This is a genomic window from Pseudomonas sp. Leaf48 (genome assembly GCF_001421885.1).
Lineage (GTDB): Bacteria > Pseudomonadota > Gammaproteobacteria > Pseudomonadales > Pseudomonadaceae > Aquipseudomonas.
Genome location: NZ_LMLH01000028.1, coordinates 368,000 through 382,699, shown reverse-complemented (window position 1 = coordinate 382,699; position 14,700 = coordinate 368,000). Strand labels below are relative to the sequence as shown.

Sequence of the window (14,700 nt, the reverse complement as noted above, 5' to 3'; positions counted from 1 at the left end):
CCTTTGTGGGAGCGGGCTTGCTCGCGAAAGCTATGGATCATCAACATCAATGTCGACTGACCTGACGCCTTCGCGGGCAAGCCCGCTCCCACAGGGGATCGAGGCAGAATTCGAAACTGCGACTCACAAGGCCTGAAGCATGCCGCAACCCTTTATATTCCGTACCGTCGATCTGGATGGCCAGACGCTCCGCACCGCGGTACGCCCCGGCAAGCCTCATTTGACGCCCCTGCTGATTTTCAACGGCATCGGCGCCAACCTGGAGCTGGTATTTCCGTTCATCGCGGCCCTGGACCCGGACCTGGAAGTCATCGCCTTCGATGTCCCCGGTGTCGGCGGTTCATCGACGCCGAGTCGGCCATATCGCTTTCCCGGACTGGCCAAGCTCACGGCACGCATGCTCGATTATCTCGACTACGGACAAGTCAATGTAATCGGCGTTTCCTGGGGAGGCGCCCTCGCCCAGCAGTTCGCCTATGACTATCCCGAGCGCTGCAAGAAACTGGTACTGGCTGCGACAGCGGCGGGCGCAGTGATGGTGCCGGGCAAGCCGAAAGTGCTGTGGATGATGGCCAGCCCTCGACGCTACATCCAGCCCTCCCACGTTATCCGCATTGCACCGCTGATCTATGGCGGCTCGTTCCGTCGCGATCCGACCCTGGCAGCCAATCACGCGGCAAAGGTCCGTTCGGCGGGCAAGCTCGGCTACTACTGGCAGCTGTTTGCCGGCTTCGGCTGGACCAGCGTTCACTGGCTGCACAAAATCAACCAGCCGACCCTGGTGCTGGCAGGGGATGACGATCCACTGATTCCGCTGATCAACATGCGCCTGCTGGCCTGGCGAATTCCCAACGCCCAGTTGCACATCATCGACGACGGACACCTGTTCCTGATTACCCGGGCCGAAGCAGTGGCGCCGATCATCATGAAATTCCTTGAGGAGGAGCGCCAGCGTGCGGTAATGCATCCGCATCCGGCGCCATTGGGCGGCTAAACCGGCCTGGCTTTTGCTTGCGCAAAGACATTGGCAGGACGCCGCGCCGCGCAACAACCCATTACAGTGTCTATGTTTGTTCTGGTTCGGTGTTTTGTTTGGCCTGAAGACGAAGGAGTGTTGATTCATGCGCGAGAAACCAGCGAGGGATTCCCTACCCACTCCCGCCGTGTTTATCAATGCACAAAGTGCGATTAGCGGCCTGAGTGGGCGGGATCTGTTATCGACCCTGCGCAGCGTTGCCGCCTACGGCGTACGCAATCCGCTGCACAGCGCCCGACATGCCTTGAAACTCGGTGGTCAGCTTGGCCGCGTGCTGCTGGGGGATACCCTGCACCCGACCAATCCGCATGACGCTCGTTTCGCCGACCCGGCATGGAGCCTCAACCCGTTTTACCGTCGCAGTCTGCAGGCCTACCTCAGCTGGCAGAAACAGACCAAAACCTGGATCGACGAGAGCAACATGAGCACGGATGATCGCGCCCGGGCTCACTTCGTTTTTACCTTGCTCAACGACGCGGTGTCGCCGTCAAACAGCCTGCTCAATCCGCTGGCGATCAAGGAGATCTTCAACTCCGGCGGCAACAGCCTGGTCCGCGGCATCAGCCATCTGATCGACGATCTTCTGCACAACGACGGCCTGCCCAGGCAAGTCACCAAGCAGGCATTCGAGGTCGGCAGGACCGTCGCCACCACCACGGGTGCCGTGGTGTTTCGCAACGAATTGCTGGAGTTGATCCAGTACAAGCCGATGAGCGAAAAGCAGTATTCCAAACCGCTGCTGGTGGTGCCGCCGCAGATCAACAAATACTACATATTCGATCTGAGCCCCCATAACAGCTTCGTCCAGTACGCACTGAAAAACGGTTTGCAAACCTTCATGATCAGTTGGCGCAACCCGGATGTGCGTCACCGCGAGTGGGGGCTGTCGACCTACGTTGCAGCCGTGGAAGAAGCCATGAATGTCTGCCGGGCGATCACCGGTGCGCGCGAGGTCAACTTGATGGGCGCCTGTGCCGGCGGGCTGACCATTGCCGCGTTGCAGGGCCACCTGCAGGCCAAGCGTCAGCTTCGGCGGGTGTCCAGCGCAACCTATCTGGTGAGCCTGCTGGACAGCCAGATGGACAGTCCGGCAGCGCTCTTTGCCGATGAACAGACCCTTGAAGCCGCCAAGCGCCGCTCGTATCAGAAGGGCGTGCTGGACGGGCGCGACATGGCCAGGATTTTCGCCTGGATGCGCCCCAACGATCTGATCTGGAGCTACTTCGTCAACAACTACCTGTTGGGCAAGGAGCCGCCAGCGTTCGACATCCTCTACTGGAACAACGACAACACGCGCCTGCCGGCCGCCCTGCATGGCGACCTGCTGGACTTCTTCAAGCACAACCCGCTGACTCACCCCGGCGGGCTGGAAGTCTGCGGTACACCAATCGACTTGCAAAAGGTAAATGTCGACAGCTTCAGCGTGGCCGGCATCAACGATCACATCACGCCGTGGGACGCGGTGTACCGCTCCGCCCTGCTGCTGGGTGGGGAGCGGCGCTTTGTCCTGTCCAACAGCGGTCATGTGCAGAGCATTCTCAATCCGCCGGGCAACCCGAAGGCCAACTACGTCGAAAACGGCAAACTGAGCAGCGATCCACGGGCCTGGTACTACGAGGCCAAGCATGTCGATGGCAGCTGGTGGACTCAATGGCTGCTCTGGATTCAGGAGCGCTCCGGCGCGAAGAAAGAAACCCACATGGCTCTCGGCAATCAGAATTATCCACCGATGGAGGCGGCGCCCGGTACTTACGTGCGCGTACGCTGACGCTAAACGAACCATTAAGAAGACTGGATGAAAACCCGCGACCGGATTCTCGAATGTGCCTTGCAGTTGTTCAACCAGAAGGGTGAACCGAACGTCTCGACCATGGAAGTTGCCAACGAAATGGGCATCAGCCCGGGCAACCTGTACTACCACTTCCACGGCAAGGAACCGCTGATTCTTGCGCTGTTCGAACGCTTTCAGAGCGAGCTTTCACCGCTGCTCGATCCACCGGCCGATGTCGAGCTGGCGCCAGAGGATTACTGGCTGTTCCTGCACCTGATCGTAGAACGCCTGGCGCACTACCGGTTTCTGTTCCAGGACCTGTCCAACCTCGCCGGACGCCTGCCGAAACTGGCCAAGGGCATTCGTAATCTGCTCAATGCACTCAAGCGCACCATGGCGTCGTTGCTCGCGCGATTGCAGGCTCGGGGGCTGGTGGTCAGCGATACCCAGGCGCTGGGACAGCTGGTGGAGCAGACCACCATGACGCTGCTGTTTTCCCTGGACTATCAGCGAATTCTCGATCGCGAAGGTGAAGTGCGACTGGTGGTTTATCAAGTGATGATGCTGGTGGCACCACACCTTTTGCCGTCGCTCAAGGCTGCGACTGAGCAGATGGCGATGCAGTATCTCGACGAGCACGGATAACTCTGACAATGCAGTCCCTGTAGGAGCGAGCCTGCTCGCGAAAAACCTGAGGGCGCCGCAGGCATTCAGGAAGCCCGCGTTATCGTTGACGACCATCGCGAGCATGCTCGCTCCTACAGGGGATATGCGACGCATAAAAAAACGCCCGACCTTCGCAGGCCGGGCGTTTTCTTGAGCCCTGAAGAATCAGGACTGACTGGTTGGCGTCGATGGAGCTGGCGCGACAGTCGGGGTCACAGCAGGGGTCGGCGCGGTAGCGGAGTTCGATGCGCTGACTGGTGCTGCCGGCTTGGCGGCAGGCACTGCTGGTTTTGCTGCGGCGGCCTTCGGAGCTGCCGGCTTCTTCACTGCAGGTTTTTTTGCGGCCGGTTTGGCTGCAGGTTTGGCTGCTGCAGTTTTAGCCGCTGGCTTGGCGGCGGCCGGCTTGGCCGCTGCTTTGGCTGCAGCAGGTTTGGCAGCGGCAGTTTTCGCCGCAGGCTTGGCAGCCGCCTTGGTCAGTGGCTTGGCAGCGGTTTTAGCTGCTGGCTTGGCTGCCGCGGTTTTGGCCGCAACAGGCGCAACCTTGGCACCGGTCAGTTTTTCGATTTGCTTGGTCAGGGTATCAACCTTGCTGTGCAGAGCCTTGACTTCATTGCGGCTTGGTACGCCCAGACGCGAAATGGCGCTGTTCAGACGCTTGTCGAAAGCACCTTCCAGCTCATCCCATTTGCCCAGGGCACGATCTTTCACGTCGCTGATACGCGACTTGGCGGAAGAAGCGGAATCCTTGGCGGCGTCGACTTTTTTGCCAACAGCGTTTTTGGTGAGCTTCTCGGCTTTCTCGCCGTCTTTTACCAATGCATCGAAGAGTTTGCTGCCGTCAGTGTCGATCTTCGAGTACACACCCAAGCCAGCCAGCCAGATCTTACGGGAGTAGTCTTCGACTTTCCCGATCCACGAGCTGCCTTCTTTCTCGGTGTTCTTTTTAACAGCCATCCCGTTCTCCTTAAGATTTACGCGCGACGCGTTCGAGCAATGCCGTCAGCTCATCGAGCTTGGCAGAGAGTGTCTCAACGTCATGTTTAGACGCAATACCGATACGATTCAAGGTACTTGCGACACGCGTGTCAAAGGCCTTCTCGACGCGGTCGAGCTGAACTTCAACCTTGCCTTTGAAAGTGCTGACTTCGCTCTTGGCTTCGTCGATCTCGCTATTGGCCGCTTCGATTTTCTCAGCGACTACTTTTTTGCCTTTCTTTTCAACAGCTTGACCGGACTTGACCAGCTCTTGAAAGTATTCGCCGCCCTCTTGGCCGACCTTGGCGTAGGCACCCAGCCCTGCCAGCCAGATCTTGCGGGCGTAGGATTTGACGTCGCCCAGAGCGCTGGTCGATGCGTCGATTTTTTTCTTCAGAATAACTTTGGCCATGGTGCACCTCACGCGCAAAAGGTTTGAGGAACTGCCCGGATAGGTGTCGGGCTCTGGCACAAAGTAGGGAGAAAAATTAGAAACGGCACCCTAACAACCGACATAAATCTCTGGCGGCACCCCAAAACAAATGTGGGAGCGGGCTTGCTCGCGAAGGCGGTGGGTCAGTTGATAAAAATCTCACTGACACACCGCCTTCGCGAGCAAGCCCGCTCCCACAAGGGATCTCATTACAGCCGCAAATCAGACCAGGGCTTTATCCAGCGCCTTTTCGATTTCCGATTTGATCATACCACTCATGGCCGACATCATCAGGCCCAGCTCGACATCGACCTTGATCGAATCTTCACTGACATGCACCGCTCCTTTGACCCCGGAGCGCTTGAGGTTCAGGGTATCGCCTGACCACTGCGGCTCCAGGCCATACTGATCGGAGAGTTTCTGTGCCAGTTGGTCGGCCTTCTCGCGCGCCGCTTCCTTACCCAGGCCGTGGGCACGTTCAACACTAATTCGGGCCATTGAATGACTCCTGCTTTATGAATGCTTGGTCAGGACATTTGACCCGCGCTGCGTCAAATCGTCCCGGCGATTGCCTATCTTACCTTTAGCCATTCCAAGACAAAGCATGCCTTGGGGATTAGAATGGCGCGCATTCTCTTCTGGTGACAGCGATATGACTGATCAGCGCAAAGGCAGCGATGCCGAACCCACCACTCACTTCGGCTTCAAAAACGTTCCGGAAAGCCAGAAAGCGGAAAAAGTCGCCGAGGTTTTCCACTCGGTAGCCGCCAAGTACGACTTGATGAATGACCTTCTGTCGGGCGGCATGCACCGTCTTTGGAAGCGTTTTGCAATCGAACTGTCCGGCGTGCGCAGCGGTAACCGCGTACTCGACATCGCCGGCGGCACCGGTGACCTGACCAAAAAGTTCTCGCATCTGGTAGGCCCGACCGGCCAGGTCGTACTGGCCGACATCAACGAATCCATGCTCAAGGTCGGTCGTGACCGCCTGCTGGATCTGGGTGTGGCCGGCAACGTCGAGTTCGTCCAGGCCGACGCGGAAAAACTGCCGTTCCCGGACAACCATTTCGACTGCGTGACCATCGCCTTCGGCCTGCGCAACGTGACCCACAAGGAAGACGCCCTGCGCTCGATGCTGCGCGTGCTCAAGCCAGGCGGCCGCCTGCTGGTTCTGGAGTTCTCCAAGCCGACCAACGCGCTGATGTCCAAGGCCTACGACGCTTACTCGTTCGCCTTCATGCCGCTGATGGGCAAGCTGATCACCAACGACTCGGAAAGCTATCGCTACCTGGCCGAATCGATCCGCATGCACCCGAACCAGGAAACCCTGAAGTCGATGATGGTCGAGGCCGGTTTCGACCGCGTGACCTATCACAACATGACCGCAGGCATCGTTGCCCTGCACCGCGGCATCAAGCCCTGATGCTGCTCGCCGGCCTGCTCGCCAGCGTTGAACCCGGCCTGAACCGGGTGCTGCGCCTCGACAGCACGGCGCTGCCGCGGTTGGCGCATTTGAGCGGCAAGGTAATAGCCGTCGACTGCCGCAGCCCGGCGCTGCAACTGTTCATCCTGCCCAGCGATGAAGGCCTGATGCTCGCCTCCCAGTGGGAAACCGGCGCCGATTGCACCTTGCGTGCACCGGCCTCAAGCCTGTTGAAACTGGCGATAAGCAAGGACAAGACTGCGGTGCTGCACGCCCCGGAAGTCGAACTGGACGGTGACAGCGGCGTGCTGCTGGAACTGGCGGCGATCCTTCAGGACCTTGAGCTGGACTGGGAGTACGAACTCTCGCGCTGGCTGGGGCCGGTCGCCACGCAACTGGTCGGCGGCCACCTGCGCAGCCGCGCCCGCTGGTATCAGCAAGGGTTCGCCAGCCTGAACCAGAACCTGGGTGATTACCTGGCCGAAGAATCGCGCACCCTCGTCGGTCAGCGCGAAGCCGAGGCCCGCTTCAGTGAACTGGACCGGATCAAACTCGATCTGGAACGACTTGAGGCGCGCTTCGAGCGCCTTTCCCGATCCCTCGACCCAAGCGATAACGCATGAAGCTGCTTGCCGTCCGCCGTTTGTTGCGCATCCAGCGCGTTGTGATCCGTTACCGTCTCGATGACCTGCTGTTCGCCCTGCCGCTGCCCTGGTTTTTACGGGCGTTGCGGTATGCGCTGCCGTGGCGCTGGTTCCCGCGCAAGACTCTGGACCTGAGCCGTGGCGCGCGCCTGCGCCTGGCACTGCAGGACCTGGGGCCGATTTTCATCAAGTTCGGGCAGATTCTTTCCACTCGCCGCGACCTGCTGCCCGAGGATATTGCCGATGAGCTGATGAAGCTGCAGGACCGCGTGCCGCCGTTCGACTCGCAGGTGTCGGTCAAGCTGATCGAAGAACAGCTCGGCAAGAAAATCAGTGAAGTGTTCAGCCGTTTCGACGTCGAACCGCTGGCCTCGGCCTCGGTGGCACAAGTGCACGCCGCGCAGTTGAAAACCGGCGAAGAAGTGGTGGTCAAGGTGATCCGCCCGGGCCTCAAACCGGTGATCGCCCAGGACCTGGCGTGGCTATTCATTCTCGCTCGCGCCGCTGAGAAACTTTCCGCCGATGCGCGCCTGCTGCATCCGGTCGACGTGGTTCAGGACTACGAAAAAACCATCTACGACGAACTCGACCTGCTGCGCGAGGCGGCCAACGCCAGCCAGTTGAAGCGCAACTTCGAAGGCTCGCCGCTGCTGTACGTACCACAAGTCTATTGGGACTGGTGCCGGCCGAAAGTACTGGTGATGGAGCGTATCTACGGCATCCAGGTCACCGATCTGGCCACCCTCGCCGACCAGCGCACCGACATGAAAATGCTCGCAGAGCGCGGCGTGGAGATTTTCTTCACCCAGGTGTTTCGCGACAGTTTCTTCCACGCCGACATGCATCCCGGCAACATCTTCGTTAGCACCGTGAACCCGTGGAGCCCGCAATACATTGCGATCGACTGCGGCATCGTTGGCAGCCTCACGCCGGAGGACCAGGATTATCTGGCGCGTAACCTGTTCGCTTTCTTCAAGCGCGATTATCGCCGCGTGGCACAGCTGCACATCGATTCGGGCTGGGTGCCAGCGGAAACCAAACTCAACGAGTTCGAAGCCGCGATCCGTACGGTGTGCGAACCGATCTTCGAAAAACCGTTAAAAGATATTTCCTTCGGCCAAGTGCTGATGCGCCTGTTCCAGACCGCGCGGCGCTTCAACATGGAAGTGCAACCGCAGCTGGTGCTCTTGCAGAAAACCCTGTTGAACATCGAAGGCCTGGGCCGCCAGCTGTACCCGGACCTCGATCTGTGGAACACCGCGCAACCGTTCCTCGAACGCTGGATGCGCGAGCGGGTCAGCCCCAAAGCTCTACTGGGCAATGTGCAGAGCCAGTTCGAACAGATCCCGCACTTGGCCAACATGGCCCGCGACCTGCTCGAACGTATGTCCCAGCCCCACGCCTACGACCCGCCACCACCGTGGCACCGTCGCCACGACGACTGGTTCCTGCGCCTGCTCGGCACGGCCCATCTGGCCGGTGGCGCGGTCCTCGCCGCAGGCGGGCCGTTGAACGATCTGGCCTACTGGCCGGCGGGCATCATGATGGCTGTCGGTTTGTATCTGGTCGTACGCCGATAGCCAGTTGTGCTGCGCACTGGCACACTGTTTCAACGTTGAGCCTGACTCATGAAATGTCGGGTTCGCTGTCGGAGTCGAAAATGAAAAACTGGCTGGACGAGATCAAGTGGGACGCAGATGGCCTGGTGCCGGCGATTGCCCAGGATCACAAGACCGGGCGCGTCCTGATGATGGCCTGGATGAACCGTGAAGCACTGGAACTGACCGCAGCCGAGAACCGTGCCATTTACTGGTCACGCTCGCGTGGCAAACTGTGGCGCAAGGGTGAAGAGTCCGGCCACGTGCAGACCCTGCACGAGATGCGCCTGGACTGTGATGCCGACGTGATTATCCTGATGGTCGAGCAGATCGGTGACATTGCCTGTCATACCGGTCGCCAGAGCTGCTTCTATCGCGTTTTCGAAAACGGCGACTGGACGACTGTCGACCCGGTCCTGAAAGATCCGCACGCCATCTATTGCGCAGGACACAAACATGAGTGACACGCTGACCCGTCTGGCCCAAGTGCTGGAAGAGCGCAAAGGCGCCGCCGCCGACAGCTCATATGTCGCCAGCCTGTACCACAAGGGCTTGAACAAGATTCTGGAAAAAGTCGGCGAAGAGTCGGTCGAAACCATCATTGCAGCCAAGGATGCCGCCGTCAGCGGTGACTGCAGCGATGTAATCTACGAGACTGCCGACTTATGGTTCCACAGCATGGTCATGCTCGCCCAACTGGGGCAGCATCCACAGGCTGTACTCGATGAACTGGACCGTCGTTTCGGTCTGTCCGGACACGCCGAGAAAGCCTCGCGCCCGTCCGCCTGAATAACGATTAGAGAGGAGCAGCAGCATGGGCATTTTTGACTGGAAACACTGGGTCGTCATCCTGGTTGTCGTGGTACTGGTATTCGGTACCAAGAAACTGAAAAACCTTGGCACCGACGTCGGTGAATCGATCAAGGGCTTCCGCAAAGCCATGAACGATGACGAAAAACCGGCCGATCCGACCGCGACCCCAGCCCAACCGGTTCCACCGGTTCAGCCACAGGCCTCTGTAAACCAGCCGCACACCATCGACGTGCAGGCACAGAAAGTCGAAGAGCCGATCCGCAAAGACGTGTGAGCACTGACTAATGTTTGGTATCAGCTTCTCTGAATTGCTGCTTGTCGGCCTCGTGGCCCTGCTGGTGCTGGGCCCCGAGCGTCTGCCGGGCGCTGCGCGCACCGCAGGCCTGTGGGTCGGGCGACTGAAGCGCAGCTTCAATGCGATCAAACAGGAAGTTGAACGTGAGATCGGTGCCGACGAAATTCGTCGGCAACTGCACAACGAACACATCCTGTCGCTTGAGCAGGAGGCGCGGAAGATCTTCACGCCGACCCAGCAGGAGCCGACGCCGGTCGAACACGTTGGAACGCAGACGATTCACACTGCCGCCGCGCCAACACCTGCGCCGGCGCCCGCTGTCGCCACAACTGAAGCTGCGCCAGTCGTTGTGGCGACCCCGGAAGAACCTGTTGCTCCAGCCGCCGCGCCGACCACGCCGACCACGGCAGCGCCTAACGACACCACTTTGCCGCCGCGAGCCCCATGAGCGACCTTCCTGAAAATGACCAGCACATGCCGCTGGTTTCGCACCTCACCGAGCTGCGTACCCGCCTGCTGCGTTGTGTAGCGGCGATCTTCATCATCTTCGCCGGGCTGTTCGCTTTCACCCAGCAGATCTACACCTTCGTCTCCACGCCGCTGCGCGAGTACCTGCCGGTCGGCGCGACGATGATCGCCACCGACGTGTCGTCGCCGTTCCTGACGCCGCTGAAGCTGACCATGATGGTCTCGCTGTTCCTGGCCATCCCGGTGATCCTGCATCAGATCTGGGGCTTCATCGCCCCGGGCCTGTACAAGCATGAAAAGCGCATCGCCGTGCCCCTGCTGGTTTCGAGCATTTTGCTGTTCTACGCTGGCATGGCGTTCGCCTATTACCTGGTGTTCCCGCTGATTTTCAAATTCTTCGCCGCCGCCACCCCGGCCGGGGTTGAAATGATGACCGACATCAGCAGCTACCTGGATTTCGTCATGACGCTGTTCTTCGCCTTCGGCGTGGCGTTCGAGATTCCGGTGGCCGTGGTGCTGCTGGTGTGGATAGGCGTGGTCGACGTCAAATACCTGAAGAAAATCCGCCCGTACGTGATCATCGGCTGCTTCGTGGTCGGCATGATCCTGACGCCGCCGGACATCTTCTCGCAGACACTGCTGGCCGTGCCGATGTGGATGCTGTTCGAGGTTGGCATCCTGTTCGGCAGCCTGATCAGCAAGCGCGGCGAACATCCGGACGACCAACCGGCTGACGATCACAACGACCAGCCGCCAGCGACTCAAGCGTGAACCTGCTGCTCCTCGAGGAGGCCGACTTTATCGCGGCTGACCGGGTGGTCCTGCGCGACCGTCGTTTGACTCACATGCAGCAAGTACATCGCTGCGAAGTCGGCGACAGCATGCGTGTCGGGCGGATCGGCGGGCTGATGGGATCGGCCGAGGTGTTGCGCCTGGACGCAGCTGAAGCGGAGTTGCGCGTCACACTCGACCAATCGCCGCCGGCCAAGCTGCCGCTGACCCTGGTACTGGCCCTGCCACGACCCAAGATGCTGCGCAGGGTGTTTCAGACCGTGGCCGCCATGGGAGTGCCACGCATCGTGCTGGTCAACAGCTATCGCGTCGAGAAGAGCTTCTGGCAGACACCGTTCCTTGAGCCTGAAGCGATTCGCGAGCAATTGATCCTCGGCCTTGAACAAGCCCGGGACAGCGTACTGCCACAGGTTGTTATCGAGAAGCGCTTCAAGCCGTTTGTCGAAGACCGCCTGCCGGCGATTAGCGAAGGCACCCTGGGCCTGGTCGGGCACCCGGGCAACTATCCGCCCTGCCCTCGTGCGCTGAACGAGCCGGTGACCCTGGCGATCGGCCCCGAGGGCGGCTGGATCCCCTATGAAATCGATTTGCTGGGCAAGTCCGGCCTGCAACCGGTGCAGTTGGGCGAGCGTATCCTTCGCGTCGAAACCGCCGTAACCGCGCTATTGGCCCGCCTCTTCTAAATTCACACAGCCCTACAGAATATCTGCGCGCCGCCGATATACCCCCCACAAAACCAATTTGCGGTCAGGGGAGAAGTAGCATGTACAGTTGGCTAGCCGAGAATCTTGGGCACATACGTGTCAAACGCAAACTGGGAATCGGTTTTGGCCTGCTGTTATTGCTGACACTGCTGATCACCTTCACCGGCTGGTCCGGCCTGAGCGGCGTGATCAGCCGTGGCGACAAGCTAGGTTTCATCGCCACTGTCAACGAGCTGACCAAGGATCTGCGCCTGGCGCGCATGGACTATGAAATGCGTCGCGGCGAGCAAGGCCCCGCAGCCGTCAACGACCTGTTAGGCAAGCTCGAAACCGGCCTGCATACCGCGCGCAGCCTGATTGAGCAACCAGCTGACGCCGCCATGGTGGATCAACAACTGGCCGCTGTCGCCGAGTACCGCCGCGCGTTCAGCGACATGACCCGGGCAGGCGCCCAGCGCGAGGACGCCCGCAGCAAACTCGGCGCCACTGCCGACACCGCAGTGGCCCGTGTCGCCGAAGTGGAAAAATCCATGCTGCAAGGCGACAGCGTGAGCGCCTTCAACAGCGTGATCAACCTCAGCAAGCTGATCCAGCAGGCACGCTTCCAGGTACGCGGCTACACCTACAGCGGCAAGAGCGAAGCTGCACAGCCCGCCCTGGACGGCATCGACAATGCCCTGAAAAACCTCGAGAGCCTTCCAGCCACATTGCCCGAAGAGCACCTGGCCAACCTGCAACAGGCCACCGACGCCCTCAAGGCCTATCGCGCCGCTGTCAGCCAGTTCAGTGATTCCCAGATGGCCACGACCCAATCACTGGAGCGCATGGCCGCCCAAGGCGACATCCTGCTGGACCTGAGCAAGAAACTCACCGTTTCGCAAACCGTTGTCCGCGACACCGATGCCGCTCACGCCAAGAACATGCTGACCCTGGTTACCGCGCTGGCGATTGCCTTCGGCTTGCTGGCGGCATGGGCAATTACCCGGCAAATCGTCATCCCCCTGAACCAGACCCTGGCAGTGGCCGAGCGCGTGGCCGCCGGTGACCTGACGCAAAACCTTGTGTCCCTGCGCCGCGATGAACTTGGTCAACTGCAACGCGCCATGCAAGGCATGACCCGGGGCCTGCGCGAACTGATCGGTGGGATCAGTGATGGCGTTACCCAGATCGCCAGCGCTGCCGAGGAGTTGTCCGCCGTCACCGAGCAGACCAGCGCCGGGGTTAACAGTCAGAGAGTCGAGACCGATCAGGTCGCCACCGCCATGAACGAAATGGCTGCCACCGTGCAGGAAGTCGCACGCAACGCCGAGGAAGCATCCGAAGCGGCGGTCGCCGCCGACCAGCAGGCCCGCGAAGGCGACAAGGTGGTCGGCGAAGCGATCGCCCAGATCGAGCGCCTGGCCAGGGAAGTCGGTAACTCCACCGAAGCCATGGGTGAGCTCAAGCGCGAGAGTGACAAGATCGGCAGCGTATTGGACGTGATCAAATCCGTGGCCCAGCAAACCAACCTGCTGGCACTCAACGCGGCGATTGAAGCGGCCCGTGCCGGTGAGGCCGGGCGCGGTTTTGCCGTGGTCGCCGACGAAGTCCGCAGTCTGGCCCAGCGTACCCAGAAGTCCACCGAAGAGATCGAAGAACTGATCGTCGGCCTGCAAAACGGCACCCAGCAAGTGGCGACCATCATGGACAACAGCCGCAACCTGACCGACAGCAGCGTCGAACTGACCCGCCGTGCCGGTACTTCACTGGAAAGCATTACCCGTACCGTATCGACCATTCAGGCGATGAACCAACAGATTGCAGCGGCGGCCGAGCAGCAAAGCGCCGTGGCCGAGGAAATCAACCGAAGCGTGTTGAACGTACGGGATGTGTCGGACCAAACGTCGGCGGCGAGTGAAGAGACGGCAGCGTCCAGTGTTGAGCTGGCGCGATTGGGTACACATCTGCAAATGTTGGTGGGGCGCTTTAAAGTTTGAATATTTAAAGAGGGCTTGCCCAACGCGGACAAGCCCTCCCTCACTCAACAATATAAAAACACTAACTTACGACTGTAGAAAAACTGAATACAAAGGCGCCGAACACAAACCAAAAACCCGGCATGCTAAGTTCACTCCTCAATCAAAGGAACCACAGCAAAGCACTATGTTAATAGCGCAGACGCGATTATTACGCATAGACATGCTTGTTGTTGGCTAATCACAAGGAGTGAACATCATGAACGTAACAAACTTTACACTTGGCAATGCCTGGATGACGGGCATCTATGAACATATCAAGAACCTGCGCGTGCACCAGCTCGCTCTACCCTCTGCCCATAATTCCGGTGTGGATAAAGGCTCACTGGATCCTGTTTTCGGCAATTGGATGGCATGCCAGGACTATTTTTTCGGCACCCAGTTGAACCAGGGTGCCCGTGTCCTCGATTTGCGCGTTACCGACTACAGTTACAGAAAAGATGTTGGTGGCTCGAAGGTCCCTCGATACAAATTCATCGAGGAGTTCAAGTGTGTACATGGTTTACCTGGAAGAAATTTCGACCAATGCCTTGCGGAGGTCAAAAGGTTCGCGGAGTCAAATCGTGGCGAGCTGATAATACTGGACATTCACAAGTTTGACCGTGGCAGAAATCTGAATGACAGCATTGGACGCTTTCGAAACAAGTTAAGCCAACTGAATCATTTACTGATCCCACCCACCGCAAGAAACCTGACTTTGGCCGAAATCAAGAAGAGCCACCCTAATCGCAATGTAATCATTTGCTGGGAAGGCGGCGCCTACTGGAATACCATCCAGCACATATGGGAAGGCGATCAGACAACTCGAGCACAACTTGAAAGTTTCATCAACAGAGCCAGGGCAAGAGTTTCCAGCAGTACATTCAGCTCACTGTCAGCGACCATTTATAACACCGGAGGCCCAATGCGCCTGAGGCGAGGCGAGAAAGTCTGGACAGACGTGTTCCATCCGCAACATAGCGTTTTCAACATCATCAATGCAGACTTCATTCAAGACACAGGCATCGTCGAAAAATGCATTGAGCTTAACAAGGCCAGAGGCGCGCGCAGCTAATTGATATCGGCTG

General features: G+C 59.2%; 17 protein-coding genes and 1 pseudogene. 15 read left to right on the top strand and 3 right to left on the bottom strand.

Annotated elements, in window-relative coordinates; all coding sequences use genetic code 11:
• Window positions 1-139: 139 nt before the first annotated feature.
• From phaZ to ASE98_RS17635, 3 genes are all read left to right on the top strand, one after another.
• A complete protein-coding gene (phaZ, locus tag ASE98_RS17645) occupies window positions 140-994 on the top strand; it encodes a poly(3-hydroxyalkanoate) depolymerase (protein WP_060542611.1) in 855 nt (284 codons plus the stop codon).
• Between the two features lie 127 nt (window positions 995-1,121).
• Window positions 1,122-2,804: a class II poly(R)-hydroxyalkanoic acid synthase gene (gene phaC / locus ASE98_RS17640; protein WP_060542610.1), complete on the top strand. Its 1,683-nt coding sequence runs from the start codon at window positions 1,122-1,124 to the stop codon at window positions 2,802-2,804.
• 27 nt (window positions 2,805-2,831) lie between these two features.
• Window positions 2,832-3,452: a TetR/AcrR family transcriptional regulator gene (locus ASE98_RS17635; protein WP_060542609.1), complete on the top strand. Its 621-nt coding sequence runs from the start codon at window positions 2,832-2,834 to the stop codon at window positions 3,450-3,452.
• A 186-nt stretch (window positions 3,453-3,638) separates the two neighbouring features.
• Here the strand turns inward: ASE98_RS17635 and ASE98_RS17630 are convergent, their stop codons facing one another.
• From ASE98_RS17630 to ASE98_RS17620, 3 genes are all read right to left on the bottom strand, one after another.
• Window positions 3,639-4,427, bottom strand: a complete 789-nt coding sequence (locus ASE98_RS17630) for a phasin family protein (RefSeq protein WP_060542608.1) — start codon at window positions 4,425-4,427, stop codon at window positions 3,639-3,641.
• Between the two features lie 10 nt (window positions 4,428-4,437).
• On the bottom strand, window positions 4,438-4,860 hold the full coding sequence (locus ASE98_RS17625; protein ID WP_060542607.1) for a phasin family protein: 423 nt from the start codon (window positions 4,858-4,860) through the stop codon (window positions 4,438-4,440).
• A gap of 243 nt (window positions 4,861-5,103) precedes the next feature.
• Window positions 5,104-5,379, bottom strand: a complete 276-nt coding sequence (locus tag ASE98_RS17620; RefSeq protein ID WP_060542606.1) for a polyhydroxyalkanoic acid system family protein — start codon at window positions 5,377-5,379, stop codon at window positions 5,104-5,106.
• 154 nt (window positions 5,380-5,533) lie between these two features.
• Between ASE98_RS17620 and ubiE the strand changes: the two genes are divergently transcribed.
• The 12 genes and pseudogenes from ubiE to ASE98_RS17565 all read left to right on the top strand — a co-directional run bounded on the left by ubiE (window position 5,534) and on the right by ASE98_RS17565 (window position 14,687).
• Window positions 5,534-6,304, top strand: a complete 771-nt coding sequence (gene ubiE / locus ASE98_RS17615) for a bifunctional demethylmenaquinone methyltransferase/2-methoxy-6-polyprenyl-1,4-benzoquinol methylase UbiE (RefSeq protein WP_060542605.1) — start codon at window positions 5,534-5,536, stop codon at window positions 6,302-6,304.
• Window positions 6,304-6,927 carry a ubiquinone biosynthesis accessory factor UbiJ gene (locus ASE98_RS17610; protein ID WP_060542604.1) on the top strand — a complete coding sequence of 208 codons (624 nt, stop codon included), beginning with the start codon at window positions 6,304-6,306 and terminating at the stop codon, window positions 6,925-6,927. Before ubiE ends, ASE98_RS17610 begins: the two co-directional genes overlap by 1 nt.
• The gene (gene ubiB / locus ASE98_RS17605) at window positions 6,924-8,528 is read left to right on the top strand and encodes a ubiquinone biosynthesis regulatory protein kinase UbiB (RefSeq protein ID WP_060542603.1); all 1,605 of its coding nucleotides are present in this window, start codon (window positions 6,924-6,926) and stop codon (window positions 8,526-8,528) included. Before ASE98_RS17610 ends, ubiB begins: the two co-directional genes overlap by 4 nt.
• A gap of 80 nt (window positions 8,529-8,608) precedes the next feature.
• Window positions 8,609-9,010: a phosphoribosyl-AMP cyclohydrolase gene (hisI, locus tag ASE98_RS17600; RefSeq protein ID WP_033045332.1), complete on the top strand. Its 402-nt coding sequence runs from the start codon at window positions 8,609-8,611 to the stop codon at window positions 9,008-9,010.
• A complete protein-coding gene (locus ASE98_RS17595; RefSeq protein ID WP_046816939.1) occupies window positions 9,003-9,335 on the top strand; it encodes a phosphoribosyl-ATP diphosphatase in 333 nt (110 codons plus the stop codon). The genes hisI and ASE98_RS17595 overlap by 8 nt, the downstream gene beginning before the upstream one ends.
• A gap of 25 nt (window positions 9,336-9,360) precedes the next feature.
• Window positions 9,361-9,633: a twin-arginine translocase TatA/TatE family subunit gene (locus tag ASE98_RS17590; protein ID WP_056852243.1), complete on the top strand. Its 273-nt coding sequence runs from the start codon at window positions 9,361-9,363 to the stop codon at window positions 9,631-9,633.
• 10 nt (window positions 9,634-9,643) lie between these two features.
• On the top strand, window positions 9,644-10,102 hold the full coding sequence (gene tatB / locus ASE98_RS17585) for a Sec-independent protein translocase protein TatB (protein WP_060542602.1): 459 nt from the start codon (window positions 9,644-9,646) through the stop codon (window positions 10,100-10,102).
• Window positions 10,099-10,893: a twin-arginine translocase subunit TatC gene (tatC, locus tag ASE98_RS17580; RefSeq protein WP_060542601.1), complete on the top strand. Its 795-nt coding sequence runs from the start codon at window positions 10,099-10,101 to the stop codon at window positions 10,891-10,893. The genes tatB and tatC overlap by 4 nt, the downstream gene beginning before the upstream one ends.
• Entirely contained in the window at window positions 10,890-11,597 is a 708-nt protein-coding gene (locus tag ASE98_RS17575) for a 16S rRNA (uracil(1498)-N(3))-methyltransferase (protein WP_060542600.1), read from the top strand. Before tatC ends, ASE98_RS17575 begins: the two co-directional genes overlap by 4 nt.
• Window positions 11,598-11,677: 80 nt before the next feature.
• Window positions 11,678-12,739 (top strand): annotated as a pseudogene (locus tag ASE98_RS27815) (methyl-accepting chemotaxis protein); the annotation flags it as partial.
• Window positions 12,722-13,594, top strand: a complete 873-nt coding sequence (locus tag ASE98_RS27810; protein ID WP_371318066.1) for a methyl-accepting chemotaxis protein — start codon at window positions 12,722-12,724, stop codon at window positions 13,592-13,594. The pseudogene ASE98_RS27815 and the gene ASE98_RS27810, both read left to right, overlap by 18 nt.
• Window positions 13,595-13,832: 238 nt before the next feature.
• The gene (locus ASE98_RS17565; RefSeq protein WP_060542598.1) at window positions 13,833-14,687 is read left to right on the top strand and encodes a hypothetical protein; all 855 of its coding nucleotides are present in this window, start codon (window positions 13,833-13,835) and stop codon (window positions 14,685-14,687) included.
• Window positions 14,688-14,700 lie beyond the last annotated feature (13 nt).